Source organism: Bacillus sp. DHT2 (genome assembly GCF_026241455.1).
GTDB lineage: Bacteria > Bacillota > Bacilli > Bacillales > Bacillaceae_G > Bacillus_A > Bacillus_A pseudomycoides.
The window spans coordinates 809,911-835,060 of sequence record NZ_JAPHWH010000001.1; the positions used below are offsets into that span (position 1 = coordinate 809,911).

Here is a 25,150-nt window from a genome sequence, read left to right on the forward strand (position 1 = left end):
TTATTTATTATTTGTATATTTTACCTTTTTTTTCGAAACATAATAGTATCACAGTATGTAAGGAGGATCTTTCATGTTTCGAAAAACAGCAGGTGAAGCGCTTGTTGATTTGCTTATCGAATGGGGCGTTGATCACATTTACGGTATGCCCGGTGATTCGATCAATTCTATTATTGAGCCACTTCGAAAAAAACAAGACCAAATTAAATTCATTCAAGTTCGCCATGAAGAAGCCGGTGCATTAGCGGCTGCATCTTATGCAAAATTAACAGGAAAATTAGGCGTTTGTATGGCTATCGCTGGGCCTGGTGCGATCCACTTACTAAATGGATTATATGATGCAAAACTAGATCAAGCACCCGTTCTCGCAATTACAGGTCAAGTTGAATCAGATTTACTCGGAACAGGATTTTTCCAAGAGGTAAACTTAGAAAGAATGTTTGATGATGTCGCTGTTTATAATCAACGAATTATGTCAGCAGAACAACTCCCTGCGGTTGTAAACCAAGCGATTCGTATGGCATATACAAAGAAAGGTGTATCTGTTCTTACCATACCAGATGATGTTCCGAAGTTTAAAGTAGAAGCTGGCGCACGTATAACAAGTTCTTCTTTTACATTACCCGAACTCTTTCCGCAAGAAGAGGATCTAAAGTTAGCAAAACTAGCATTAAATAACGCAAAAAAACCTGTTATTTTAGCTGGAAAAGGAGCAAAACATGCGAAGGAATCTTTACTTGCATTCGCAGAACATATTGGCGCACCAATTGTTTTAACACTTCCAGCTAAAGGAATTATTCCTGATGAACATCCCCTTTGTATAGGCGGATTAGGGTTAATTGGAACAAAACCATCTTACGAAGCAATGAAGCATGCAGATACATTAATCATGATTGGTACTTCTTACCCTTTCACTGGTTTTTTACCCGAAAAAGCAAAAACGCTTCATATTGATACGGATCCTGCACAAATTGGGAAGCGTTATGCGACAGATATCGGATTAGCTGGTGATGCAGATAAAACATTGAAATGGTTTTTAGAAAATGTGGAGAAGCATGAGGATCATTCATTCCTAGAATATCATCAAGAACTGATGAAGAAATGGGAAGAAAAATTGCATAATCAAGAAGAGGACTCTTCTACTCCAATTAAACCACAAAGAGTTATGCATGCCTTGCAACATGTCGCTCATGATGATGCCATTTTATCAGTAGATGTTGGGAATGTAACAGTATGGGCTGCTCGTCATTTTCGGATGACGAATCAACAATTTATCATCTCTAGTTGGCTCGCTACACTCGGATGTGGTCTACCTGGAGCAATTGCTGGTCAAATCGCTTATCCAGATAAACAAGTCTTTGCAATTTGTGGTGATGGTGGATTTGGAATGACAATGAATGATTTTGTCACTGCAGTAAAATATAAATTACCAATTGTGGTTGTTGTACTCAACAACCATAAAATTGCAATGATTAAATTCGAACAAGAAGTAATGGGAAATATTGAGTTTGGTACAGATTTAACAAACCCTAATTTTGCAAAATATGCAGAAGCATGCGGTGGAGTTGGCTACCGTGTAGAACACTTAGATGAACTTCTCCCTGCTTTTGAAAATGCAGTAAAACAAGATAAGCCATGTATTATTGATGTAGTAGTAGATGTAAATGAAGCACCAATGCCTGCAAAAATTACATTTGGGCAAGCTGCCGGATATACGAAACATATGCTAAAAGAGTTATTTGAAGAAGGAAAAATTGATTTACCACCTTTGTAAAATCGAAAAAAGATAGATGAAAACAGATTGTTCTCATCTATCTTTTTTATTTAGATACTTCTTGATGGAAGGAAAAATCTTCTCTTTCACTTTTCGCCTGTTTCTCAACTTTCTCTCCTACTTTCCTTCTCCTCAGATTTCCTATTCCAATCGCCCCTTGTAGACTATTACTTATAAAATTTCCTGCCAAAATTGTCAGGCTATAGAAAAAAATCGGTACAAGAACGATCCAAGTATGTGTGGTCAAATGACGGGAATTTTGTCCAATCAGTCCTGTCCACTCCTTCGTCACACTATCTGTATCACCGCTATATGATATAGTTCCTCCAAAAAACAAATGGAGTAAACCAAGATGTAAAAGTAGCAATAACATACTAACAAATTGCTGCGCAACCAGTAAGAAAAAAGATGGCAACAGATGTGGCCAAACTTGTCGACATAATTGATTCCAGTTACTTCCTCCAAGTACCGTTGTTGCCATCATAAACTCTTCTCTTTTTACACGCTGGACTTCTTGCGCCGTATACAGCATGACAGTCGGCACAGCCAAGCATGTGAGAATACTAATTTGAAACAGAACTCGCATTGTAAACGGAGCAGGGACTGTTCCACTTTGAAAGACTAAAACTTCCTTTAACATAAAATAAGAAATCATGATCATCGGAACAATACTAAATGGATCAAAAAATGAAAAAATAACCGGAAAAGAACGTTTACTATATATACCAAGAAGGAAACCTATTTTGAGTTTCCCCTCATCAAACCTTACATCCCATATTAAGGGATATAACTTACCAACATGTTATATCGTGAATTTCAAATACTGTTCTCTGGACATTGTTTTATTTAGCGAAAGCTGTCTGTGCTGTTGAATAAGGATTAGATAATGATCAAACTTTTTTTCAAAATGGATTCTTTTTATTATCGTACAATACGGGTTTGTGAGGTGTTTTTAATCAAACTTTGTTTCAAACCTACAATAGTTCCCACAATATGTTGTTTCTGCATAACTTCGCTCCAAGAAAAATTCTTACCTTTTACAATACAGAAAATTCGAAAATCGTTTGAGTAAACCTGTATATCGAATTAATAGTATCTTTTTTATAAAGAGTTTAATAATATATTATGGTTTGTATAAAATCCTTGGAAGTTTCGTTATATCCTCTCCATTTATATGCCACTTATCGTCACCTTTATTATACATATCAACCCTTACTGATTCTTCCGTAGAAGATATATCTGCTTCAAGTAATATTGAAGATGAATAATCATGTAGTTGCTTTATTAATTTTGGGTTAGATATTGATGGGTTTTCACTTAATATTCTTTTTTGCTCATCTTCAACTTTTGTTCTCAAACTTGATATCAATATTGGCTTTGATTTTATTTCCACTCCTGCAGTTTTACCTTCTCCGTCTATATATACAACATTCGTTTCAAATTTCACCTTTTGCCGTATTGCTTCTTTAAAATTTTTAAAATAGTTATCTACTGATTCTTCTGTAATACTAGATACGCCTTCATAATTATATAGGATTGCTTTTCTAACCTTTTCCGCCATCGCTTCATTAAATTGTTTTCCATCTTCACCTGTTAATTTACTCATTTTGTCTATGTCTTTATCATAGAAGCCCGCATTCATGTAAGCTGTTAGAGCTTCAGCTGGTCTATTTGCATTATCACTCTTTTTAGATACACTTCCTTGTTTTACTTTCGATGAATCTACATATGTATTACAAGCACTTAGCCCACCTATCGTAAGTGATACTATCAAACTCATACCTACTAACTTTTTGGAATATAGCATATTCTATCCCTATCCTTTTCTGTATAAATTATGAATTACAGTAATATCATACCATTATATCTCGGTGCTCTATAGCATATTTTATTTATATACAATTATTAAAATGTAAAAACCACTAAACATCACACCCTATTTTATTTCAAGGTGCGCCGTTATCTATAGCACTGGGATAAAGTTTAATTAAAATGACCCTACTAAATCCCTATGCAATACACAAAAAGAAACCATCTTGATTAATCTTGAACAGCTCCCTGTCAAGTAGACAGTGGAAATAATAAAAATACTTTAAGCGGCTTGAACCCTGTATTCCAATGGGCTTAAGCCGTTTAATCTTTCTTGGTAACGTTCGTTATTGTAAAACTGGATATAATCATCTATTGCTTGTTGTAACGCTTCAAATGTTTCATATTTATGTAGGTAATATTTTTCACATTTCAATGTTCCCCAAAACGATTCCATTGGTCCATTATCTATACATTTTCCTACACGGGACATGCTATGAATCATGTTTGCTTTTTCTATTTTTCTCTTAAACCCATGTGACGTATATTGATACCCTCGATCACTATGAATCAATGGTTTTTCATTCTCTTTTAATATAGTGATAGCTTGGTCCAATGTTTGAAATACCAATTTATTATTGTTTGAATGACCCAATACATAGCTAATAATAGAGCCATCATAAAGATCTAAAATGGCGCTTAAATATGTTTTTCTTCCGTTTCTTAATTTGAACTCTGTGACATCTGTTACCCATTTTTCATTAGGCTTGCTTGCAGTAAATTCACGATTGAGGCGATTTTCAGCGACATATTGCGCTGACGAGGGAACATAGCGTTTTCTTTTCCGACGAATAACGGACTGTAATCCAGCGATGTGCATTAAGCGATAAATGCGTTTATGGTTAAACTTTTTATGGTATCTTCTATTAATATTTAATTTCATTCTTCGATACCCATAAATGCCTCCTACTTGTTCATAAATAGCTTGAATATCTTGAAGAATTGCTTCATTTTCTAACTCTCTAGCTGTTGGCGTACGTTGTAGCCATTTGTAATAAGCGGCACGAGATACACCGGCAATTTCACATAAAAGGATCACTGGCAGATTTTCGTTCGCATGTAAATCTTGAATTGCTTTATATTTATTTTGTAGACGAATGCTTGTTAACGACGCCTCCTTTCGAGTTCCTCTAACTTTTTTAAAAAAGCATTTTCTGCACGTAATCGTTCATTTTCTCGCTCTAATCGTTTCATTTCCAGCTTAAACTTTTCTTCATCTGTTAATTCATATTCCTCTTTCTTTCGACCGCGTTTGTCTTGTAGTGCTTTTTCACCATGTGCTTCAAACTTCTTGACCCATTGATATACCTGTTGATAAGAAACTTCATAGCTTTTGGCTGCGAGTTGATAGTTTTTCTGATGTTGTAGACAGTAATTTACAATTTGAATTCGTTCTTCTAATGTTGTTTTTCTTCTACTTGTCATAGAGTTTTTCATTCCTTTACCAGTATCATTTAATTCTCTATGACTATTATACTTTTTAATCCATTTTCCCAAAACCGCAGTACTGGATATATTGTATTTTTGGATAACCTTGCTTAACGAATAGTGTCCTGATAGATAATCATTGACCGCTGCTAACTTTAGCTCTTTTGAATAAGACTTCCAAGAAGTCGCTTCTGTTAAACCGTCTTCACCATTCATTTCATATCTTCTCTTCCAATCTCTAATCGTACCAGGATCAACAGAAAAAAGCAGCAATACACTAAAAACATACTGTTATGCCCTAAAGCAGTTTTTTAATTATTTTGGGGAAGTAAAAAAAGATTATAAAGGTTTGTTGAACAAGTTATACATGGATGACTGAAGAGAAACAACAGCGTTTATTAGAATGGTGGGAAGCGACTGAGCAAGGGACAGTAGTGGTGAAGCGCTTAGTTTCGTATATTACGGAACTCAGGTTGCACCCTGAATCAAGCCGTGCTGACGGGATGATTTTGTTTTATCGGGCCGCATCGGAGATTTCCTATGGTTATGCAGGGATGAGGGGCTGTATTCGTCGTGCTTTCACGCCTGAATATTCCGAGTTTCTCCGCAATAACATTGGCAGGTGCCATAGCTTTACGCGGAGATTTTCTGTTGATACAAAGATTCTTCTGGAACGAGTCGCTAAAGAAATCACTGGGGCAAACGTGATGCAGATTGTAGATAGAATCCACGAAACACTTCGTGAAAATGACGCAATGCTAAGAGAAATACAGAACAAAGCGGATGCATTTTTCGGTAAGAAAAACTTTTAAACGAGTCTTATGCAATCTATTACCATGCTTACTACTCAATAGGAAAAAATGCCTGTCACTCCCTGAGAAATGTCGAAGCTGCAAAATTCATTCGACATTTCCAGGATGATGACAATGGATTATTTTTTATAATTCTATTTTCTGGTCACCACGTTTTTCTAGATTTTTAGCAGTTTTACTATGGGCAACATCCTTTTGGTCTTTAAAGGTGCCCATGAGAAAATCATAGGCTGGGTTCGTAACACCATACCAGTAATTTTCATTTTTGAAGTGATGCCATAAATGAACCTTTTTCATCCATCGCCCCCATGGTGATATTGGTTGAAGGGGGCGATGCGCGATATAATGCTTCCACTCATAAAATAATAAAAAGAGCATAATACCTGCAATAAATGCGTTTGTCATGACAAAGCTGGATGAAAGAAAATAAAAAATTGCTCCTGCAATTGCAATGTTGGGTACACTATACCATAAGGGTAAAAATAATAAATGTAATTCATTCGGATTTGTATGGTGGTCATAATGTAGGCGCTTAAGCATTTTTAATAAAAATGCATTCTTTGGTGGCTTTAGATGAAAAATAAACCTGTGAGTAGCGTACTCAGCTACGGAATACATAATCATTCCCAAAATAAAAGCACCCCAAATTCCGATAGAGATTAAATGTAGAATCATAAATCCAAAGCTAATGAGGAAAAAACAGCTCATGATCAATATATCAGGGTAGGAAAAATATTCTTTAAAATATTTTAGTTTCATTTATTACGCCTCCAGCTTTCTTTATTTTTTTCTATCTTTCCAGAGAGCCAAGCTTTTCTCCATTGTTGTCTTACACAATCTTTCCGCTTCAATTGCATCTCCCTTTAATGCAGCTTTTAATAAGTCGTGGTAATAGTTGAAGGACAACCCACGATGATCTTTTACAGAAAAATATCTTTTCCCCATATCTACATAAATGGAATCGAAGCTATTTAAAATGAGTAGAAAGATCGGATTGGCCGCAAGCCCAGCACACCTTTTTTGCAAATCCCAATCAAATGCTGCATAGCTTTCTGCACTATCTTCAAGCTGCTCAAGATTGGCAAGGAGAGCAACCACTTTAGGTTGATTAAACGTAACAGCATCACGAATATAAGTCGGAGTCAACGAACTTCTAAATTCTAATAAGTACATAATAAATTCATCTGTAATGGTATGATGATTCTCAACAATATTAATAAGTGTCGTTAGATTCCCATTGCTCCAATAATCACTAATACGCGCTGGCATTCCTTTTCTTCCTGTTATCCATCCACTCCTTCCTAAACGTTGAAGCGCCTCCCGAATAGTTGGGCGACCAACACCAAATTCTTTCGCAAGCTCTCTTTCCGGCGGTAAAGTACTTCCTACAGAATAAACACCAGCCAATATGGATCTAATTAATTCATTCTCAATTTTATCTGAGGAGCGTTCCTTTTCTTTCAAGCCATCGTCCCCTTTATTTTATGGTAATACATGTTAAAGACATTGGTAATACCAAAAATTATATAATGAATTTGAATTTTCTGTCAATAAAAAAGGAGCGGATTTTTATAAATAGAATTATCGAACAAGCCCGTAAACTACTTAGTAGGATGGAAAATGATTGCTTAAATGCGTTGTTAGGATATTTATAAAAGAGAAAAAAACTCATTTAGATATACAACGGAGAACCGTATCATAAAGTAAATGAGGTTTTTATTCAACCTTATGAAAATTATTAGTTTTAGCAACTACATAATTTATAAGAATGAATGTTAGAATATCTGTTCAAAATAGATGATCAACCTTTTATATTTTAAAGTATGTGAAGAATTATACTTAAAGTAACGGGTGCTATAGTGAAAGAAGAATTAATTGAATTTAAAGATTGAGACCATGTTTTAGTTATTCCATTAAAGGGCGCGATTGTGGAACAAGAATTACAAGGGTGATACATATTATACATGACTAATATGTATAATATGTATCACCCTTTATTTTTTATGACTTTTTACGTTTTAGGCATTGATAATTTCAAAACGGTTGAACTTTATTTCAAATCAACAAATACACGATATTTTCAATAAAATTTAAAGATCTAGGACTATCCTTAAAATTAACTTTAAATTCGAAATGCAGATACGCATAATCAAGCTGCTTCTATGACTGAAAATTCCCTCTCTAACTTTTTTAACTTTTCATGTTAAACCCATGCCTTTTTTATAAATTTAACTACCATTAAAATTTGTAAGATAGGTAAAATTAAAGCTAGATATATAATTAATTCCAACTTATCTATTCTATTAGCATGAATATAACATTAGGAATTATTAAAATGAGGCTGACAAGTGTCATTATCCAAGATTCTCGTTTTATAGCGACAATAAAAGTTATTAAAGAAATTAATAGTAACACCCAGAAAATAAAACCTACATACCAAAACATAAATATTTCATATTGATATCCCATTCTATTCTCCTGTCTATTTATTTTGAAAGCAAAAGGAGTCTTAGACTGCGTAAAGCATAATATAGATCGTAGAGTAAGTGGGTATAATTCTGTCAATTGCGTATAATGTTGGTATAATTGTGTCATAAAAAATGACAGAAATCTTCCCACTTAAATAGAAAAACACGTTATTTTAAGCGTATTTAATCTGGGTATTATACGCTTTTGAAGCATTAAGAAACTTCTTCTTTCATTTTATATAATCTATCTCTTTTCTCATCATTTTTTATAAAAGTAAGCTTTCCTTCAGTAACAAAACCTTCAAGAATTAAGCATACTTGTCCGTAAGCTTTAGGCTTATCGGTTGTGAATCTTTCATTAGGTATTTTTCCTGATAGTATTAATTTTTCACATAGCTTCATTGCACTTATTTCTTCAGAATTGAGCAATTCCAAGATATCTTTCTGCAGTGAAGATAAAGGTATTTCTATCTCGGTCGCCTCCACTACATTCTCATCAAATAAATCTTCAAATGAAATTTGATTCATCTCATCTATTCCTTTCTAACAATGACTTTGCAAAGTATAAATTGTTCGCTTATTCTATTAATACTTGCAAAGCTTAATTTCCATACTATTAAGCTTCTAGTAGCATGTTTTGATTATACCAAATATACGTTCTGGCATCTATTGAAGAGTTCATTATAAAAGGATGGACAGCGCTGGCAGAAGTTTTCCATTACCCTATTTCTTTATTATTGTAGAAAGACAAGAATATGGATACTTTTTTAGAAAGAGATTTCTTACGTTATATATAATTTGAACTCATTAAAATAACATAAAAAATAGGATACATGAACAATTTCTAGATCAGAAATGTTTATGTATCCTATTTCAATTACTCTATTTCACACCTGCTACACATTGTGAGATGTAGTATAGTATAGATACTATACAGGTACTGTAGCACTCATATCATTAAAGAGTTTGTAAATTGGTAACTCCTTATAACGCTCCTGATCCGCCGTTTCAAATTGTTCGAATAATAATTTCGCTTCACGTGCACTTCCCAACAATACGTTGGCACAAAACTGCATTTCTAGATTTTCTGTATTTCTTTGTTTAAATTTAAATAGTTGCCTCATTTCTGCTTCTGTAATAACCCTTTCTCTTCGTAATTTGATTTGAAGTTGATTAATGAAAACAATAGCATCTGTTAAGTGCTCCCCTGAATATTTGCTATACAAATGTTCTGCTAAATGGAGCCATTCCGCATCTTCTGTAAGATCGAATACAGTCATGCACATCAAACAAAAATGATTTGTACAGTTTGCTAGTTCTGGGGTTTCATATGGATTAATGCGGTTAAACGACTCTTTAATTACTTTTTTCTTTACATTCACCCCATATGCCATTCCTGACGAATTTAATAATACATAGGGAGTATAGCATAATTGAACATCTTCATTGATAATATGAGTTCGCCCGTTTAACAACTCTTCTGAAAAAGCATTTATTAATTTTGGCGTTGATGATGGATTGTAGAATAAAATTTTTTTGATTGAGCCAATATTAAATACTACAAACTTAGCTTCATGCAGTTCATCTATTTTATAATTACTCATATCATCCTCAAGTATCATCTTATTAAACGCCTCGATTTGATCAACAAATCTACCAATATCTGTATCTTAATCTCCAAATACAGTTTCTTCATTTATCTCTAATTGTTGAAAGACTTCCTTCAAAGTTAGGAACGTAGTATGCAGTTTCACAATGGCTCCATAAATTTCTTCACGTTTACTCATAGCCCCAATATCAAACGTTAACTTTAACTCTTCGAATGAGATGATTTTTCCAGAAAAAATATGTAAAAGCAACGGTAATACTTTAAGCTGACTAGCCAAAGAGTGCAGCTTTATAATTTTGAAATTGAACTTTGTACTTCCTTTTTCATATGAAAATTCCAAAGAATTTTCAATTAACAGGACGACTTTCTTTTCCTCTTCCGCTACATTTACTTGTAATTCATATAAACATCCATCTATCGTCACCGTTTCCTGTATTTCAAGTAAAACCGCCTCTATTCGACCTTGATTAAGTGGAACGGATAATTCACCATGAACACCATACATAGTAAAATCATGCTCGAATATATTTCTTGTAGATGTTTTTGTAGGGTTATAAGTTAAGCTCGTTAATTCAAATGTATGATAATCCTCACGACTAAAGGGACTTTTTTCAATAAGAATGATTGGTTGTTTCTTTGATTCAGCCAAGAACTTGGTACATACACTAGTTAAATCCGTTTCACTAAGAGCTCTCAGTTCAATGCGTCTTTCTTTTTGTTCTTTTTCTTCCCCATATTTTTTAAGAACTTCGTTGATTTCAGTAGGTAGTAGTTGTTTGTAGAAAATCTCTGAGTCTCCATTTCTTTTTATTTCGACCACAAAAAACACTACACCCTGACTATTATAGTAATTTCGGTAATGATCCAAACCAATTGAAAACGTTCGAATTCCCCTCGTAAATTCTTTTACTTCCGTTCCTTTTACTTGTACTGGCACTTTGCCAAGCAATGAACCTACAGATTCTGAATCATCTTTAAAAACCTCAATATCACCATCAAATGATATTCCTTTATCTCCTACTGGAATATTCGATCTGAGAAAGGCATCTGGTTTATTCGCAAACGCAGTAATTGCTTCGACAGCTATCCTTTCTAATTTTGCACTAGACAACTTTGCCATTTCCACACCTCTGTTATTTGTTTATTTATATAATTATATCAAGTGTAATCTCCATAATCTAATTCAGCATACATAAAATTCCGAATAATTGCCCACAAAAAGTATAACTGATAAGGACATGCAAGATATTATTTATAAGTTGATGGACCAGTTTATTATAACTAATGATTTAGTCACTCAAGACGCTCTCGAATTTTATGATTTAGTATCATTTGAATTATTTCAAGACACCATCGTTGTATTTACACCTAAATTAGATCCTATTCATCTGCCACAAGGCGCTACTGTAATTGACTTTGCTTTTGCACTAAATCATGAGACGGCTAAGCATATGTCAGGTGCTAAAATTAATGGGGTAACAAAATCAATAACAACAAATGTTTCACATCTAGATATTGTAGAACTTTTGGTTACTGATAATAAAAGTAATGTGAGGAATGATTGGTTAAATTTCGCTAATAGCTCTAAAGCTCAACTTGAAATTTATAAAGAGTTAAAAAGATAAACTTCTGATAGCGGAATATATGTTAGCAAAAGGTGTTTTCACATATGGAAAACACCTTTATTATTCTACAACTATTTTTTAACAGTCTACCATTTTTTCCTATAGTCTAAAATAAATTTTTAAGGATATATATTAGTGAATAACTCACCCGTTTGTCTAGATAGCTGATTATTTTATTTAATCTATAATCGCTTGTTTAGTTAATTATTCTTATTTTCTTAGGTCCTCGATGCTACGCATCTGCGGATACGCCTCCCGCTATGAGCTTCTTCCTCCTCCAAAACCAATCAACCCTTTATACATAATTTTTCTGTTTTATACTCTTTCGCGTATAGTATGTAGTATTTTATTTTCAACTAATTTATTATTAAAAGATTATAGAAACATCGTAACTTTATTTTAAATCCAGGTCTTTAAGTATGTTTAGAGAAAATACAAAAACACGATCGATGGTTCGCTGTAAAATGTTGATTGATACACATGTTAAAACGTTGATATAATAAGGTTTATCACCTGTATGTAGATAGGGGTTTTATCTGAACTATACGGAGTACTTAACTACTTTAAGTTGATGGTGAGGGGACAACTCCAGGGTAAGGTTGATGCAAGTAAACAGCCTTAATTTTCATTTATAACAACACATTACTCCTAAAAGGAGGTTTTTCATGTTACAGGCAGAGATTAATGCAAAGTTCTCTAGTACCAGTGAGGATTTACTTACCTCCTCGGTAATCGGCTCTTTACAGTTTCTATCCTCCCCTGCTTTTCTTGTAGCTGTTTTACAAAAAGCTATGAACACAGAGGGACAGCATCCTCAGCTTAATGAGGAGTTTCAGGATGCTCGATTCTATTTCTGGCCGCGGCTTCCGCTAAGTGAACCAGATGTCATTGTGTTATTAAAGACAGCTGCCGAAACCCTGTATGTCGTCTGTATAGAAGCTAAGTATTTCTCTAAGAAATCCAGCGAAGAAGATAAGACTGTAGCCATTGAGGAAAGAACTGTACAACAACGTGACCAATTGGCTAGAGAATATGAAGACATACATACACAAGAGTTTTACAGGACGTTTTCTATTAACCCTTCTGAAATAGCTGGAACCATCTTACTCTACCTAACTAATGATACAGCCCTGCCAGTTGAAGAGTTAAACCAAAGTTCTTCCAGCATTCAAATATCTAATGCTGGCCAAAAACATCATTTATACTGGTTGCCGTGGAAAGAATTTTATAGCGCAATCCATCAGAATTCTTCCACTATGATCAACAAAGATAGAAGGATACTGGACATTTTAAGACAATATCTAGAAAAGAAGGAGCTTGTTTGTTTTACACAGCCTACTCCTCTTCAATCGGTAACATTTAGCACCTGGGCATATGTTACCCACTCTAACAACGCCCTTGATTGGAGTTCCTTACAAACACATGAACCACTAGACTGGAAATATGGAGGAGATGCACATGAATGCAAATGAGATTTTAAAGATGTCTATTCAGAATGTAAGAGAGATGTATTCTAATAGTATATTAATCCTACGGGATGTTGACACACAACTATCAAAGCTTAATTTGATGCCTTTGTTTGGAAACACTCTTGGCTCCGAAACCAGCAAAAGTATAACCCAAACGACGGAACAGTTTAACACGTTCTTTCCCCAGTTCATGTGCAGAGTGTATGTTAAGGTTGCAGAGCAACACCTTAAAGTTGTGTTTGTAAACGTACAGTTTTACCATACTAATTATCCGACTTTAGGACCTACTGTAAACGTAGGTGTATTCACTCTACCCGAACCTTACACATCTATAGAGTTAAAGAAAAAGCTTTACTATTGGTGGTTAAAGTACGCAATTTTTGAGACTAACACATCTGAACAAATAGATGTGACTGGAAACCACATAGAAACACAGCCATGGATAGAGAATGGAGATACTACAGTATGTCACTTCTGGTCCTATGAATTGGTGCACTTTCAACATCATAGTGACATTCAAAGCAAGGTTGTACAGGGTATCCTGCAATACTTTTCAACACCTAGGGACAATTAGGTTGGTTCGTATAATCATTTTGTCGGCCATGCCCCATCGCCACCAAGGTAAGATAAAATCATATTTCAAAAACGAAAAAAGTTTACCTTTAAAATTAAGTTTAATCAAAAACGTTCGTTCTTTTACAAATCAAATTACTTTGTCCCTGGTTACAGCAACGCTGGTACTGGGCCAAATAGTAAGTGTATCTATATATAATTCTACAAGAAACCCCTTCACCTTTAAACTGAAGGGGTTTCACTGGTATAATAAAGGTTATGTAAACTAGATTTCTGGGAAATATGCCGTCATATCAACGTTTGTTCCACTTTCGAGAAAGTTACCCTTCCGTACCCTTTATACATTGCTGATTTTACACTATTTTCAGCACCCAAACACCGTTATTTCCTACATAAACTTCACCTTGTTAACTATCTCTATTTTCGTTTGTTTTGTTATGCCTTAAATCGAATTGCAACTAGATTTTTCATATTTAATGAGTATTAATTCAGAAAACCCATAAACAAAAAAAGAGTGCTGTGAAGAAGCGCACTCATTCAAAGGACTTTACCAATCCCGACGATTATCACGATCACAGTCATGATGATGGTTACGTCTGCGACGACATTCATCACAATCGCAATCACGGTCACGTCTACAACGACAGTCATCAAAATCTCTATGTCTGCGTCTGCAAAACATTAAATCATCCCAAAATCTATTACAATCACGGAAATGTCTGAAATTACCATTGCATCCCATAAATATGATTACCTCCTCTTAATAATAGAATTCATCATATTCTATGATTAAAAGTTAAAAACGGCTTGTTTACTAGTCTATATTCTGCATTTTAGAGTAATAATATTCGTATTTAATCTTCAAATTGTAAATCTAGTTCACCCTTATCATCCCTTAACAACAAATAAGACGCTGTACCGATCACGGCAGCGCCTAAGATAGTTATTGTTATATACATCTCATTACCTCTTTTAAATCCCCCCACATTCTAGCAGGATTTATGTCACCAAAAGTCGAAGTATGTATTTTTGAAGGAGGTGAAATACATGTCTAAAGTAAAAACTCTAGAAATCCAATGTACTAATTGCAAAACTTGGTTTCCATCTCCTATCTTCTTCGGTGACATGAATTCACTTGATACTAGTATGCTAGCAGGTAATACAGTAAATTGTCCTTCATGCGGAAAATTTGTAGGTTGTAACAAAGAAAACATGCGCGTCAGATCAGAAGATGGTGGATTTAGCGGAAATGAAACAAAATAAACAAAAGTGGTGTAACTCATCTACAGTTGCACCTCTTTTATATATTTCTAAATGTATTGTGTTTAATAAGCATTCTGTTATCGGGTTTATTATTTATTTCCATTTCTCCGCTAACGTCCATATTCAACATAACAGAATCTTTACCTGCCAATACTTTAATCAACCAATGTTTCAGTTTCCACATTATTATCCATCCATTCAAATGTCCATTTGTCCAAAATAAAAAGAGCACCCGTTTCCGCGAGCGCCCTTTAAAGGATTATGAGAATCCCTATTAACGAAAGTTAATGTTACTAAAGTTAATGAGGTACAAGCAGTATATGCTTGTACTATTCGAATCGTGCATAAAAAGAGAGCATCCACATCAGTAGATGCCCAAATGTGTAGGAGTTTTCAATGAGTATTGAATAGGACCTGAGAGAGGTTGTCCCACACTATAATATATGCTTGTCCATCTCAAAAGGTGCAAATAAAAGAGCTCTATCCCTATTTATAGAGCTCTTTATGCGAGTAATGGTGTATTTATGTTGACCTAATATTGTATGCCAAGAACTTCCTTATGTGCAAACGAAAGAGAGCACTACCCCAGTAAGTGCTCTCTCGTGAAATATATGGGGTAACATGTTGAGGTCCGTTCTTTATCACTTTATGATTTATCAATTCGTGTTATACCTAAATCATTCTTCAATTACGTTTATTGTGTAATTTCTATATAACAAAGAAAAAAGCAACCGTTATGGATGCTTTTAAATCTTTTCTATAACATAAACCATTGTCTTTCTTGATGGTGCATGATAAGAGTAACCTTCATTTCTATGAACGTATATTTCATATTTACCCATCACTTGAAATCTTTCTGTTTCAGATTCACCGAATTTTGATACAGAATCGCATAAAATAGTTAATTCTTTTCTATTATTGCATAACAAATTAGAAATTTGTTTTTCGGTATATATTCCTCCAATCGCTAATTCTTTCAACATTTCTACATATTGCATAATTTCTCCACCTTTCCCAATCTATTTATTCAACAAAAACTATAATTATCCTTTTATTCAACTAAACAAGAACCTATCACCGAAGTGACAGCTTTCCAAAGGGATGGGAGAAACATTCACGAAAGGAGAATTTCGAAAATGAATCAATTCAAGGTCAAGATTACTCTCAATCTTCTCCAAGTCACCGCATCAATACTATATCGTGTCAGTGACTGGGAGAAGAACGAAAGTCTTCTCGTTTATAGTCCGTAAACTTCGAGAGGTATGGGTCCTTTCTTATAAAGGTCCTTTAACCTATATCAAGACGTATCATTTCTTCCGACGCCTTGCGTGAACCAACACATTTAGGCGGAGGGGATAACCACTGTATTGGCTCAAACAAAGAGCGGAAGCTCTCTGCTTATCGAAAATTCGTGAGTAATCGATAAAAGTGTAATGCCGTTCAAATCGACGAAGATTTTGTTCTTGTACTACAGTTTTTGAAATGTGCGATTCATTCAATCATGCGAACCACCCCATTCCATTTTCAAATGTAGAAAACATGAAACGGCATGACGCAAGACGGTGGTCGTGTGCACCTCTCACTACTAATAGTATATCAGTGATTAATCAAGAGCAGTGTTGCACGTTTGTAGCATGATTGTAGCACTTCTTCATGTTACTACTTACTCGTCTAATGTGTTGGTAGCTATATCCTGTCTCACTAGCAATCTCTTTCAATGTTAACCCTAATACATCACGCATATATACAATTTGTTGCTCTAACCCCTTCTTCTTACTCATAACAAAACGCAATTCTCCCATCACCGACTGTTTATCCGCAATACGCTGTTGTAAGTACTGTGACTTCTCCATAATGCGATCATGACGACCTGCAATCTCATCTAATGCTAAAGGCACTTGTCCCCCAGTAACACGTTCCGCACGATAATCCGTCACTCCATTAAACTTAGGAGCATTCATTTCCATGTTTTTCAACAGATATTTATGCTCAATCTCCAAATCTTTCAATTGAATCTTCATCATTTCGATTTCTTCGCCTAAGTCTTGGTAAATGCCTGTCATGTTAAATCCCCCTATTTCAATTTTAGTTTTTACAATCACATAAGGTATGTGAAATTTTAATACTTATTTTCTGAATAAGGGAACGATAACTACAATACAGCCCCCACCACACTGTTAGTCATGGTTCCGTTATCCATTTAAACCGCTAATTCATCAACATATCGTAAGTAATCAACTGGCGCTCTTTCCGTCTGATCCACTAAGTATCCATAAATATCGAAATCTGCTCTTGGTATAGACTTCTTCCCATTTGGCTGATGCGACATCTTTACATAAGATTGAATTACTGAAGATGATACAAGGAATACTGTCTGATCCTTACTGAATTCTATAAGGAAGAAACACACCGCTCCCATCTTCTCCGCTTTCTCCAAATAATCTAATTGGTGCTGTGCGATGTTACTTAAATCAAATCTTGTAAGACTTTGTGTTGATTTCGCTTCAAATGCAACAGCTCGTCCTTTATAAACACCGTCATAATCCACTGTACTTTTAGATTCATAGAATCCGTTTAACACCCGTCCACCTTTACTTTTCAACACCTTCACAGGAGTCGGACGCTTGTTTATAAGCGCTACTCCCTCACGTTGGTACATTTCATTCAATAGATTGATAAGCATCTCAAATGCCATTCCTCGGTTTCCTAAGCCCATTGTTATTCCTCACTTTCTTCTAAAAGGATTATTTTGTTAAAAACTTTATTCAAATTCATATCTAGTATCTTTTTCTTATATTTTCCATTAAAATTAAATGAAAATTACTTTGCCAACGAAGGAGAAAACATGAAACATAACATCAATCTATAGTCCTTTATTTGTTCATTAATTTGCATCGGTTTATTCCGCTTGTATTTTGAAGTTTCGCCTGAAATGTTTAAATCTTTTATGAATTTAATACATGTCCACCCTTTATTTTTTTTACTAGTTTTTACAATAGGAACCTTTTTTGCTGGCATTATAGGATTCTCTAAGATGAATAATTGGATAGCAATGCTTAGAAGCATAGTAACAGTTCTACTAACATTTTTATTATCTGTGTTTTTAACGCTTACTTTGGTTGTTGGATATGCATTAAGTTAAAAAGCATTCCTTAAGTATCTCCCCCTGAATAAATCTCAAAATCCCGTCCATACTGTAAGTAGGCTGATAAACAGCTATAATCCAAATCTGTAGTTCCCTAATCTCTTTCTCCCTTTCCCCTAAGGGCTGAGCAGTTAGCTTTTGCTAGCTGCTTTGTTATACAATTGGTTACATTTACCTGATGCTTCTAACGTAATATTACGTTAGAATAAAAAAGAACAAATAAAGTGAGCTGTTATACCTTCTCCCTAGCACTGTATGTACAGAGCTAGGGTTTTTGTTTTAAAACAAAATGAAATTTTTATACTAATCTTCCTCAAGTTCCGTAACAGTTAAGTAATTCCTAGGATTCTTTCTTTCTGACAATCTTCTTTGATATGCTGGTGTCTTATAGAAGTGAATCGTCTTAGGAAGCACGCCCATATGTTGAGCGCATTCCTTTATGGTACCGATACATATGAGCGATTCACCTTTATAAACGGCATATTCCTTTCGGTTCACTTTTCAACTTCCTTTTTCACATTTTCTTAACATTTGTATATTAATATATTATAAAATATATGATGTTATTTCTAATGTCGATTCATCTGACTAATTAATCATGATGTATAATATTTATCCAAAACCCTAACTCCCCCGTTAGGGTTTTGGCATTTAAATAACTATTTTGTTCAAATTTTAGATAGATGTTAATATTCTTAATAAAGGGGGTCTACTGATGAAAAATTTATGGATAAAGATTCCTTTAATTATTTTCATAGCAATTTTCCTTTTAATAACTTTATATTTTGTTGGTATGTCACTTTTTTGGAATCAGCCATAAATTAAGTACAGCAGTTAGCTTTTGCTAGCTGTTCTTTTTCTGTAAAATAACGCTTTGGTTTAATTCCCCCATCCTAATCTCTCGCTTTTTTGTATCACTTTGTTATATTTTTACATTTTTCGCAAGTGAAATAACCTCATGCCCTTCACATAGTCTTCCTTTGAATCTCTTAGCAACATAATTTCCTTTGGTCCCACTTCATGACCTAGCGAATCCACTTTCCTCGCATGAACCTCGCTATACATCGTCACACGCGTTACAGCGATATGCTGCCCAGTTTGTTTATGTGTCCAGAAACCTCTTAATCTGGCTTTCTCTTTAACTGTCATGGCTGTTCCCCCTTAGCTGATCTGTTTCTTCTTATATTTACGTGCTGGTTTCGTTGCCGCTTCGTAAGGGGGGCATCCCATGCCCATCAACTTAAGAACGGAAACAAAATGAACTTTCGTTCAAATAAACTACAACACTCTTAAAACACTTTTTATTCATTAAAAATGAGCATGCTAAATAAACCTAGATAGGTATCATTTTTAAAAATTATGCAGCTTTCTTCTGTTTTCTAAGTCCACTATACTCATAGACAACACCCATAATATCAAAGACTGTTTTCTTCTCATATCGATGAGATTTCCGCCCATTTTTCTGTAGTAGGTGGAATAGACGGATTAGAATCTTTGTTATTTCTTGGGTGTCTTTCTGTATAGCTTGATACAAGAGATATAGATAATCTTGGTTCATTCCTATCGCTTTATATTCGCTTAATTCTCTTTTCTTCTTTTGCAAAAGAAGTTGGCGCATTTTAAACATAGTAGAGGAGCACATGTTAGTTTTAAAAAATGTATTAGACTCCAACTATATGCTATAACAACTTTTCATCTCCTAAAGATTGTTACTCTACACAAAAATAGTTGTAGACTATAAATTGTTACACTGGCTTCCACCTATAAAAAATAATATAAAGTATTAGACTAAATAGCTAATATGTGATTTTCAAACGAGAAATAAGACAGTTCTAAGAACAGAAATTATATGAATAATTGATTTTAAATTCACAATAAATACACACCTATTTTGTAAAATATAACCATAATTAGAAAGAGGTGGTCTTACTGGCTAAATACAAATCATATATTGTTATAGGTTGTGTTAGCATAGGGATCTTTGTTACAGGTATCATTGGATGGAATGGAACAACTGAGGCTGTACATGAGAATAAAAATGTATCATCTTTTGAAGTTAGAGAACATGAACAAGGTATACATTGGATTTATGATTTGTATGGTATCGAAAACCAGATAGGTTTTATTAAGAAACCTATAGTTGTAAATAAAGGTGAAACATATGATTGGTTTCTATGGGGAACTGAGAAACAAATAGCTAATGAACCACTTAAAATTACCGCTATTCATCCAAATACAAAACAAGAAATTCAAATTGCAGACATAAAGCATATGAGCCACTATGATCAATCTATCCACTCTTTCTATGAAAAAACTAACTTATCCTTACTACCACTAAGCCATTTTGTTAAAAAAAACAATATAAAGCTTATTTCACATCAAGCAATAAGTATGAAATTTCCTGAGAACGGTAAATGGAATTTGTATGTTGTAATTGGGGATAAGAAACTTCCTCCTATTTCTATTGAAGTAACAAACCAAGAAGAAAAATTAACCCCTTTGAAATAGATATTTAATCGTATATACACCACCTTCAACTTCAAAATGAAGGTGGTGTATATTGAACTCTATTTCAGTCTACAACTATTTTTTAATGTAGTGTAGTGCTTTAAGAAAAAACGACAAATCCTTTCCCCCCTACTTTCTAGGCCAAGAGTAGGGGGGTATGGCGTTTTAATAGACTTTAGAAGATAACTACAATTCATTGCTAATAAGAACATCATCCATTGTAGACTTGAAATAAAGTTTGATTATTTTTAATCTATATTATGCCACAATCTTACCCTTTAGTTGAATAAATGAACAATCACCTAATGTAGCAATCATTTCTATTAGTATAAAATTAAATGCAAATTAAGCTACAAGTTATTATATTTCGTTATGATTGATTTAGCCCTTTCAATAAGCTTATTTTTTATAGAATAAGGTTCTATTATTTCCGCCTCATGTCCAATACTCCAAAGTAGGTCAACATAAAACCACTCTTCTGAAGGGGTAATATTTTTTGTTATTTTTGCGGTTCCATCTGAATTGTATTCCATATTATCTCTTAACCATGACATGCTCTCAGCTTTTCTTTTTCCCTCTTTGTTTAAATTCACTTCGAGCTTTATGGGATTAGATTCATACTCAGAATACAACCATTCTTTAACGTTCAAATGGATATTTCTGGAATGAGAGTTAGAATTGATAATCGTTTTTTTTATTCGATCTACTCTGAAAAGCCTTATGTCTCTTCTCATTCTACAGTAAGAGGGACAGTACCAGTATCCGTTATATACGTATAGGCCCATAGGTTCTATTTCCCTGTATATTTCATCTTCTGTTTCATATAAGATACTTACAGTTTTCTCTTCTACAGATGCATCATAAAGGTTTCTTAGCGTCCTTTCATCTACTTTAATATTTGGTTGCCACATCAAGACTTTGTCTCTAGTATTCTCAATTACATCGGAAGTTTCCTGAGGAATCATATTGAATAGTTTATTTAAAATTACTTCATACGAAGAAGAAAAAGGTGTGGAGCCAACATATTGAATGGCATCTATCGCAAAAAATAAAGCTATTATTTCATCCTCACTAAACCAAATAGGAGGGATCATTTTATTTTTAAGTGTACTAAATCCTCCATTTCTACCTCTTTCTGAATAAACCGGAAAGTAAATTTCACTTAACTCCTGTATATCTCGGAGGATTGTTCTCTCTGAGACTCCTTCGTATTTAGCAAGTTCCTTCGCAGTAATGGAATTATTATTGTTTAATGCCAACATGATTCTAATAATACGTTTAGTTTTAGACATTTAATCACCTTTTTCCAAAAATATGACAAAATCTGTCTTATTTATAAGTATAAGCTAATTTTAAAGTTAGTGAAGGAGGCTGATGGAAAAATGAATACCATCGAATATATTACTGAAGCAAAAGAAGTTTTATTTTCACGTAAAGACTTAAAAAACGAAGAGATATCTGCGAGATTAATAGCCGATTACATTGTGAGTAAAGGTGTAGTTTACGAGAATATAGGCTCTTGGGTTGATAACGTTGTGAGAATTAAACTTAAAAAGTTGGAGGAAGAAAAAACTTACCTAACTCAATCAAAGAAATACAACTTTAGATTTGTTGAATACCGAAAATATGAAGATGATCCATCACAAAGAGAGGTGCTTCATTTTCTTGAGAAGGAAAGTACTTCTGACTTACTACCTCATCTTTTAATTTTTAATCCTTCTCTACAGGGAAAGCCATTAAAAAGATGTGCATCAGAAATAGATGAAGACCGGGAAATATTTGTTGTATATTATTTAGATGATTGTGAATGTGCAAAATAAAGCGTATACAAAAAAGCCTACTTCTGGTCCTTTTACAACTTTCAATGGTTTTGTAGCCGTTTCAGTCTGTGCTGTTTTTTTATCATTCATATTTTTATAATCATTTGTTGTATTTGTGATCACAGAACATGCAGCAATTAAAGATATTACGGAGACTGTAACTGCTATTAATACAAATCTCTTCATGGAAAATTCCTCCTTTTTCTTTTTCAAGATTATTATATAAGACGATTTTCCAGAAAATATGGAGATGCCAAATGAACAAAATAAAAAGACGCCCAAAAATTGAGCGTCTTTTACATTTACTATTTTGTAACAACTTGTCTTTCCTTAACGTTTTCATTATTTTCTCTCATAAACTCTTCAATCTCTTCAACCGTTCTAATGATATCTTTTGACAAGTTTTCATACCCGTCCTTTGTGACAAGAATATCATCTTCAATACGAATTCCAATTGATTCTTCTTCAAGATACAAACCTGGTTCTATTGTAATGACCATACCTTCTTCTAATACTCTATCTTTGTATGTTCCTACATCATGAGTATCTAAACCGAGGAAATGGCTCACACCATGATAATAATATTTAGATAGTTCCTCATCTTCTTGAATTAAACCAATTTCTTTACACTCTTCTGCCAGTACTTTTTTTGTATGTTCATTTAATGCAGCGAATTTTAATCCTGGCTTTATAAGTTCAGTTGTTTCTTTTAATGCCTTTAATACAATATTATATATTTGTTTTTGGCGATTAGAGAATGTTCCACTAGCTGGGAATGTGTAACTAATATCAGCATTGTAGTAGTCTTTTTGAGCACCTAAATCGAGCAGTACTAAATCACCTTGTTGCACTTTTGCATCATTATCTTCATAATGCAGCACAGTAGCATTTTTACCACTCGCCAAAATTGTATCGAATGCATGATATTTAATACCAGACGATTTTAATGTGAAATCAAAATGCGCTTCTAATTCATATTCCATTATGCCTGCTTTCGCTTGTTTCAGCACATTATAAATACCCTCTTGAGTAACCTCAATTGCTTCTTTTATTTTTTTTATTTCTTCATCTGTTTTGAACACTCGTAATTCACAAATGTTCGGATAGACATTCCCAATTGAAAGATGAGGATACTGTTCTCTTACGTGCTTCGCAAATGCTAGCGCCTTCGTCTCAGTACCTTTCCAATTACGACGTTCTAAATCTAAATACACATGTTTCACATTTTCTGCGAAAAGTGTATTCGCAATTGTTACTTCAAAACTTTCTATATATACAACCTTCTTAATACCAGAAATATTTTCTGCTTCTTCTTTCGAAACGGTTTTACCAACCCATTTTTCAAGCACTGGATCTGGTTTTTCAATGAAAAGAGTTTCTTCTACACTATCTCCAAACTTTTTTAAAATAAAAATAACATTTGGCTCATCGATTCCCGTTAAATAGTAAAAATTTCGATTCGGCACAAATTTATAGTGTGCATCAGCTGACATATGTGGTGCCTGTCCGGCAAATAAAATAGTAATCGATTCATCTGGCAATGTTCTCGTTAATCGTTCTCTATTTTGGGCAAAAAATGTTGGCTTCATAATAATCCCCCTTGAATTCTATGTATCAAAACAAATTATCCAATGTAATTCATTTTATTATTGTTATAATTTTTCGTCAATTAATAATTATCGTGTAGAAAGTAAAACATTAATCAGTGAGCGTCCTACTGCCAGTTTAAGCGAGATACAGATTCCCCAACGATTCCTTTTCACTCGAAATCATGCATATCACTCTATAATTTCTTGACATTTATTCCATATACTTGAAATCTCGTACATATAGGAAAGGAGTCTAAAAACGTAAAATATTATGTAGCAACAGGATTAGCAATTACTTCTTTATTTATAATTACAGGTTGTTCTAACAATGTAGAAACACAACTAGTAAAAAAGAAACGGTTCAATCTCAGCCCAAAAATAAAGAAATAGCAAATACGATTCCGCCAAACAATATACAATAACTGAGTAAATTGATGAGCATGTGTTGTGCCAGAACCAACTGGAAATGGAAACGGCAAGCGAGTACACTCCGCTTGCCGATTTTTCATAGCTTCGTATGTATTTGAATTCCTTTCGCTTTCTCTTCTTCACCCTTCACGCGTACAATTAAATCATATGATCCGGATTTTGGCGCTTCAAAAGAAAGCAAACCTTCTTTTTGAGAAGTGACTTCTTCTTCATAAATGACCTTATCGTCTTTTGTGACTTGCAATAAAATCGTACCTTCTTCAACGGCTGCCTCATAAGGAATTTCCACATTTCCTTTTTCAGCTTTAATCGTTTGCACATCGTGATACCCTTGCAGGGAGCCAATTTTTAAAGTCGTTTCGCCATTTTTTTGAACCTTTGTGACTTTTGTTACTGTATTGCATGCGCTTAACAATACAACAAGAGTGAGAATGAGAAATGAACGTAGCAATTTCATAGAGATTCCCCTTTCTTTTTTATCATGATAAAATTTTACCATTGCGGTAACTATTTTATCATTTTTTGATAAGCCAACATACTCATCAAATTTAAAAATTGTTATTTACTGATAACCTGTATGACATCCGCATCCTGTCAGCCTAATAAACTCCCGTAAATTTACTTAATCTACATTTCTTTTTGTAAATTTTAATACAGATTCTCTTGAACGTTCGATTTCATTTTTATTTTCATTATAGAACTTTGACACATACACATCTGTAGTAATTACGTCACTTACATAAATTTCATTTTCCATATCTAGTTCCTC

The 25,150-nt window shown here is 33.9% G+C and carries 26 protein-coding genes and 5 pseudogenes; 9 read left to right on the forward strand and 22 right to left on the reverse strand.

Annotation, left to right across the window (positions count from 1 at the left end):
• Window positions 1-73 precede the first annotated feature (73 nt).
• Entirely contained in the window at window positions 74-1,774 is a 1,701-nt protein-coding gene (locus ORL93_RS04470) for a pyruvate oxidase (RefSeq protein WP_265958698.1), read from the forward strand.
• Window positions 1,775-1,820: 46 nt separating this feature from the next.
• Here the strand turns inward: ORL93_RS04470 and ORL93_RS04475 are convergent.
• The 4 genes and pseudogenes from ORL93_RS04475 to ORL93_RS04490 all read right to left on the reverse strand — a co-directional run.
• Window positions 1,821-2,516, reverse strand: a pseudogene (locus ORL93_RS04475) (peptide ABC transporter permease); the annotation flags it as partial.
• 381 nt (window positions 2,517-2,897) lie between these two features.
• A complete protein-coding gene (locus tag ORL93_RS04480; protein WP_231382350.1) occupies window positions 2,898-3,554 on the reverse strand; it encodes a DUF5105 domain-containing protein in 657 nt (218 codons plus the stop codon).
• Between the two features lie 312 nt (window positions 3,555-3,866).
• On the reverse strand, window positions 3,867-4,808 hold the full coding sequence (locus ORL93_RS04485; RefSeq protein ID WP_323055266.1) for an IS3 family transposase: 942 nt from the start codon (window positions 4,806-4,808) through the stop codon (window positions 3,867-3,869).
• Entirely contained in the window at window positions 4,748-5,344 is a 597-nt protein-coding gene (locus ORL93_RS04490; RefSeq protein WP_265958699.1) for a helix-turn-helix domain-containing protein, read from the reverse strand. The genes ORL93_RS04485 and ORL93_RS04490 overlap by 61 nt, the downstream gene beginning before the upstream one ends.
• Before the next feature lie 98 nt (window positions 5,345-5,442).
• Here ORL93_RS04490 and ORL93_RS04495 point away from each other — a divergent pair, with 98 nt between their 5' ends.
• Complete coding sequence (locus ORL93_RS04495) at window positions 5,443-5,883, forward strand: hypothetical protein (RefSeq protein WP_265958700.1); 441 nt, start codon at window positions 5,443-5,445, stop codon at window positions 5,881-5,883.
• Window positions 5,884-6,009: 126 nt separating this feature from the next.
• Here the strand turns inward: ORL93_RS04495 and ORL93_RS04500 are convergent, their stop codons facing one another.
• From ORL93_RS04500 to ORL93_RS04520, 5 genes are all read right to left on the reverse strand, one after another.
• Window positions 6,010-6,642, reverse strand: a complete 633-nt coding sequence (locus ORL93_RS04500; protein WP_265958701.1) for a sterol desaturase family protein — start codon at window positions 6,640-6,642, stop codon at window positions 6,010-6,012.
• A 21-nt stretch (window positions 6,643-6,663) separates the two neighbouring features.
• Window positions 6,664-7,347 carry a GntR family transcriptional regulator gene (locus tag ORL93_RS04505; protein ID WP_098161675.1) on the reverse strand — a complete coding sequence of 228 codons (684 nt, stop codon included), beginning with the start codon at window positions 7,345-7,347 and terminating at the stop codon, window positions 6,664-6,666.
• Between the two features lie 1,217 nt (window positions 7,348-8,564).
• Window positions 8,565-8,879, reverse strand: coding sequence for a DUF3895 domain-containing protein (locus ORL93_RS04510; RefSeq protein WP_040119563.1), 315 nt, complete (start codon window positions 8,877-8,879; stop codon window positions 8,565-8,567).
• 401 nt (window positions 8,880-9,280) lie between these two features.
• Window positions 9,281-9,955 carry a hypothetical protein gene (locus tag ORL93_RS04515; protein ID WP_265958702.1) on the reverse strand — a complete coding sequence of 225 codons (675 nt, stop codon included), beginning with the start codon at window positions 9,953-9,955 and terminating at the stop codon, window positions 9,281-9,283.
• Window positions 9,956-10,021: 66 nt separating this feature from the next.
• The gene (locus ORL93_RS04520) at window positions 10,022-11,080 is read right to left on the reverse strand and encodes a DUF4365 domain-containing protein (RefSeq protein ID WP_257130781.1); all 1,059 of its coding nucleotides are present in this window, start codon (window positions 11,078-11,080) and stop codon (window positions 10,022-10,024) included.
• Between the two features lie 94 nt (window positions 11,081-11,174).
• Between ORL93_RS04520 and ORL93_RS04525 the strand changes: the two are divergent.
• From ORL93_RS04525 to ORL93_RS04535, 3 genes and pseudogenes are all read left to right on the forward strand, one after another.
• Window positions 11,175-11,585 (forward strand): annotated as a pseudogene (locus ORL93_RS04525) (TGS domain-containing protein); the annotation flags it as partial.
• Window positions 11,586-12,250: 665 nt separating this feature from the next.
• Window positions 12,251-13,057 carry a hypothetical protein gene (locus ORL93_RS04530; RefSeq protein WP_006097518.1) on the forward strand — a complete coding sequence of 269 codons (807 nt, stop codon included), beginning with the start codon at window positions 12,251-12,253 and terminating at the stop codon, window positions 13,055-13,057.
• Window positions 13,044-13,628 carry a hypothetical protein gene (locus ORL93_RS04535; protein ID WP_265958703.1) on the forward strand — a complete coding sequence of 195 codons (585 nt, stop codon included), beginning with the start codon at window positions 13,044-13,046 and terminating at the stop codon, window positions 13,626-13,628. The genes ORL93_RS04530 and ORL93_RS04535 overlap by 14 nt, the downstream gene beginning before the upstream one ends.
• Before the next feature lie 546 nt (window positions 13,629-14,174).
• On the opposite strand, the gene ORL93_RS04540 is transcribed toward ORL93_RS04535, so the two are convergent.
• Window positions 14,175-14,369 carry a hypothetical protein gene (locus ORL93_RS04540; RefSeq protein ID WP_078212172.1) on the reverse strand — a complete coding sequence of 65 codons (195 nt, stop codon included), beginning with the start codon at window positions 14,367-14,369 and terminating at the stop codon, window positions 14,175-14,177.
• 305 nt (window positions 14,370-14,674) lie between these two features.
• Here ORL93_RS04540 and ORL93_RS04545 point away from each other — a divergent pair, with 305 nt between their 5' ends.
• Window positions 14,675-14,890, forward strand: coding sequence for a hypothetical protein (locus ORL93_RS04545; protein ID WP_018780432.1), 216 nt, complete (start codon window positions 14,675-14,677; stop codon window positions 14,888-14,890).
• Window positions 14,891-15,636: 746 nt separating this feature from the next.
• Here the strand turns inward: ORL93_RS04545 and ORL93_RS04550 are convergent.
• From ORL93_RS04550 to ORL93_RS04560, 3 genes and pseudogenes are all read right to left on the reverse strand, one after another.
• Window positions 15,637-15,888 carry a hypothetical protein gene (locus ORL93_RS04550; protein ID WP_018780430.1) on the reverse strand — a complete coding sequence of 84 codons (252 nt, stop codon included), beginning with the start codon at window positions 15,886-15,888 and terminating at the stop codon, window positions 15,637-15,639.
• A gap of 609 nt (window positions 15,889-16,497) precedes the next feature.
• Entirely contained in the window at window positions 16,498-16,953 is a 456-nt protein-coding gene (locus ORL93_RS04555; protein ID WP_018780428.1) for an RNA polymerase sigma factor sigma-70 region 4 domain-containing protein, read from the reverse strand.
• Window positions 16,954-17,102: 149 nt separating this feature from the next.
• Window positions 17,103-17,606: pseudogene (locus ORL93_RS04560) on the reverse strand (Holliday junction resolvase RecU); the annotation flags it as partial.
• 159 nt (window positions 17,607-17,765) lie between these two features.
• Here ORL93_RS04560 and ORL93_RS04565 point away from each other — a divergent pair.
• Window positions 17,766-18,032, forward strand: coding sequence for a hypothetical protein (locus ORL93_RS04565; RefSeq protein WP_265958735.1), 267 nt, complete (start codon window positions 17,766-17,768; stop codon window positions 18,030-18,032).
• A 306-nt stretch (window positions 18,033-18,338) separates the two neighbouring features.
• On the opposite strand, the gene ORL93_RS04570 is transcribed toward ORL93_RS04565, so the two are convergent.
• The 3 genes and pseudogenes from ORL93_RS04570 to ORL93_RS04580 form a co-directional block, all read right to left on the reverse strand.
• The gene (locus ORL93_RS04570; protein ID WP_018780426.1) at window positions 18,339-18,533 is read right to left on the reverse strand and encodes a hypothetical protein; all 195 of its coding nucleotides are present in this window, start codon (window positions 18,531-18,533) and stop codon (window positions 18,339-18,341) included.
• Window positions 18,534-18,965: 432 nt separating this feature from the next.
• Window positions 18,966-19,184, reverse strand: coding sequence for a hypothetical protein (locus tag ORL93_RS04575; RefSeq protein WP_018780424.1), 219 nt, complete (start codon window positions 19,182-19,184; stop codon window positions 18,966-18,968).
• Between the two features lie 208 nt (window positions 19,185-19,392).
• Window positions 19,393-19,677: pseudogene (locus tag ORL93_RS04580) on the reverse strand (IS4 family transposase); the annotation flags it as partial.
• A 278-nt stretch (window positions 19,678-19,955) separates the two neighbouring features.
• On the opposite strand from ORL93_RS04580, the gene ORL93_RS04585 reads away from it, so the two are divergent.
• On the forward strand, window positions 19,956-20,543 hold the full coding sequence (locus ORL93_RS04585) for a hypothetical protein (RefSeq protein WP_018780422.1): 588 nt from the start codon (window positions 19,956-19,958) through the stop codon (window positions 20,541-20,543).
• 350 nt (window positions 20,544-20,893) lie between these two features.
• Here the strand turns inward: ORL93_RS04585 and ORL93_RS04590 are convergent, their stop codons facing one another.
• Window positions 20,894-21,835 carry a helix-turn-helix transcriptional regulator gene (locus ORL93_RS04590; protein ID WP_098019199.1) on the reverse strand — a complete coding sequence of 314 codons (942 nt, stop codon included), beginning with the start codon at window positions 21,833-21,835 and terminating at the stop codon, window positions 20,894-20,896.
• A gap of 90 nt (window positions 21,836-21,925) precedes the next feature.
• Here ORL93_RS04590 and ORL93_RS04595 point away from each other — a divergent pair, with 90 nt between their 5' ends.
• Complete coding sequence (locus ORL93_RS04595; protein WP_098019201.1) at window positions 21,926-22,363, forward strand: hypothetical protein; 438 nt, start codon at window positions 21,926-21,928, stop codon at window positions 22,361-22,363.
• Between the two features lie 18 nt (window positions 22,364-22,381).
• Here ORL93_RS04595 and ORL93_RS04600 read toward each other — a convergent pair.
• The 5 genes and pseudogenes from ORL93_RS04600 to ORL93_RS04620 form a co-directional block, all read right to left on the reverse strand.
• Window positions 22,382-22,549, reverse strand: a pseudogene (locus tag ORL93_RS04600) (multicopper oxidase family protein); the annotation flags it as partial.
• A gap of 119 nt (window positions 22,550-22,668) precedes the next feature.
• Window positions 22,669-23,952, reverse strand: a complete 1,284-nt coding sequence (locus ORL93_RS04605; protein ID WP_265958704.1) for an aminopeptidase P family protein — start codon at window positions 23,950-23,952, stop codon at window positions 22,669-22,671.
• Window positions 23,953-24,221: 269 nt separating this feature from the next.
• The gene (locus tag ORL93_RS04610) at window positions 24,222-24,461 is read right to left on the reverse strand and encodes a hypothetical protein (RefSeq protein WP_176549078.1); all 240 of its coding nucleotides are present in this window, start codon (window positions 24,459-24,461) and stop codon (window positions 24,222-24,224) included.
• Window positions 24,458-24,838: a BA_1872 family lipoprotein gene (locus tag ORL93_RS04615; protein ID WP_033796864.1), complete on the reverse strand. Its 381-nt coding sequence runs from the start codon at window positions 24,836-24,838 to the stop codon at window positions 24,458-24,460. Before ORL93_RS04615 ends, ORL93_RS04610 begins: the two co-directional genes overlap by 4 nt.
• Before the next feature lie 165 nt (window positions 24,839-25,003).
• Window positions 25,004-25,138, reverse strand: a complete 135-nt coding sequence (locus ORL93_RS04620; RefSeq protein ID WP_006096861.1) for a hypothetical protein — start codon at window positions 25,136-25,138, stop codon at window positions 25,004-25,006.
• Window positions 25,139-25,150 lie beyond the last annotated feature (12 nt).

Excerpts from the sequence above, each read along its gene's own strand:
- ORL93_RS04500 (WP_265958701.1), bottom strand. The coding sequence starts at position 6,642 with ATGAAACTAAAATATTTTAAAGAATATTTTTCCTACCCTGATATATTG.
- ORL93_RS04555 (WP_018780428.1), bottom strand. The coding sequence starts at position 16,953 with ATGACAGGCATTTACCAAGACTTAGGCGAAGAAATCGAAATGATGAAG.
- ORL93_RS04575 (WP_018780424.1), bottom strand. The coding sequence starts at position 19,184 with ATGACAGTTAAAGAGAAAGCCAGATTAAGAGGTTTCTGGACACATAAA.
- ORL93_RS04595 (WP_098019201.1), top strand. The coding sequence starts at position 21,926 with ATGAATACCATCGAATATATTACTGAAGCAAAAGAAGTTTTATTTTCA.
- ORL93_RS04495 (WP_265958700.1), top strand. The coding sequence starts at position 5,443 with ATGACTGAAGAGAAACAACAGCGTTTATTAGAATGGTGGGAAGCGACT.
- ORL93_RS04590 (WP_098019199.1), bottom strand. The coding sequence starts at position 21,835 with ATGTCTAAAACTAAACGTATTATTAGAATCATGTTGGCATTAAACAAT.
- ORL93_RS04545 (WP_018780432.1), top strand. The coding sequence starts at position 14,675 with ATGTCTAAAGTAAAAACTCTAGAAATCCAATGTACTAATTGCAAAACT.
- ORL93_RS04530 (WP_006097518.1), top strand. The coding sequence starts at position 12,251 with ATGTTACAGGCAGAGATTAATGCAAAGTTCTCTAGTACCAGTGAGGAT.
- ORL93_RS04540 (WP_078212172.1), bottom strand. The coding sequence starts at position 14,369 with ATGGGATGCAATGGTAATTTCAGACATTTCCGTGATTGTAATAGATTT.
- ORL93_RS04605 (WP_265958704.1), bottom strand. The coding sequence starts at position 23,952 with ATGAAGCCAACATTTTTTGCCCAAAATAGAGAACGATTAACGAGAACA.
- ORL93_RS04535 (WP_265958703.1), top strand. The coding sequence starts at position 13,044 with ATGAATGCAAATGAGATTTTAAAGATGTCTATTCAGAATGTAAGAGAG.
- ORL93_RS04615 (WP_033796864.1), bottom strand. The coding sequence starts at position 24,838 with ATGAAATTGCTACGTTCATTTCTCATTCTCACTCTTGTTGTATTGTTA.
- ORL93_RS04480 (WP_231382350.1), bottom strand. The coding sequence starts at position 3,554 with ATGAGTTTGATAGTATCACTTACGATAGGTGGGCTAAGTGCTTGTAAT.
- ORL93_RS04515 (WP_265958702.1), bottom strand. The coding sequence starts at position 9,955 with ATGAGTAATTATAAAATAGATGAACTGCATGAAGCTAAGTTTGTAGTA.
- ORL93_RS04520 (WP_257130781.1), bottom strand. The coding sequence starts at position 11,080 with ATGGCAAAGTTGTCTAGTGCAAAATTAGAAAGGATAGCTGTCGAAGCA.
- ORL93_RS04510 (WP_040119563.1), bottom strand. The coding sequence starts at position 8,879 with ATGAATCAAATTTCATTTGAAGATTTATTTGATGAGAATGTAGTGGAG.
- ORL93_RS04470 (WP_265958698.1), top strand. The coding sequence starts at position 74 with ATGTTTCGAAAAACAGCAGGTGAAGCGCTTGTTGATTTGCTTATCGAA.
- ORL93_RS04620 (WP_006096861.1), bottom strand. The coding sequence starts at position 25,138 with ATGGAAAATGAAATTTATGTAAGTGACGTAATTACTACAGATGTGTAT.
- ORL93_RS04550 (WP_018780430.1), bottom strand. The coding sequence starts at position 15,888 with ATGCAATATGTAGAAATGTTGAAAGAATTAGCGATTGGAGGAATATAT.
- ORL93_RS04610 (WP_176549078.1), bottom strand. The coding sequence starts at position 24,461 with ATGAAAAATCGGCAAGCGGAGTGTACTCGCTTGCCGTTTCCATTTCCA.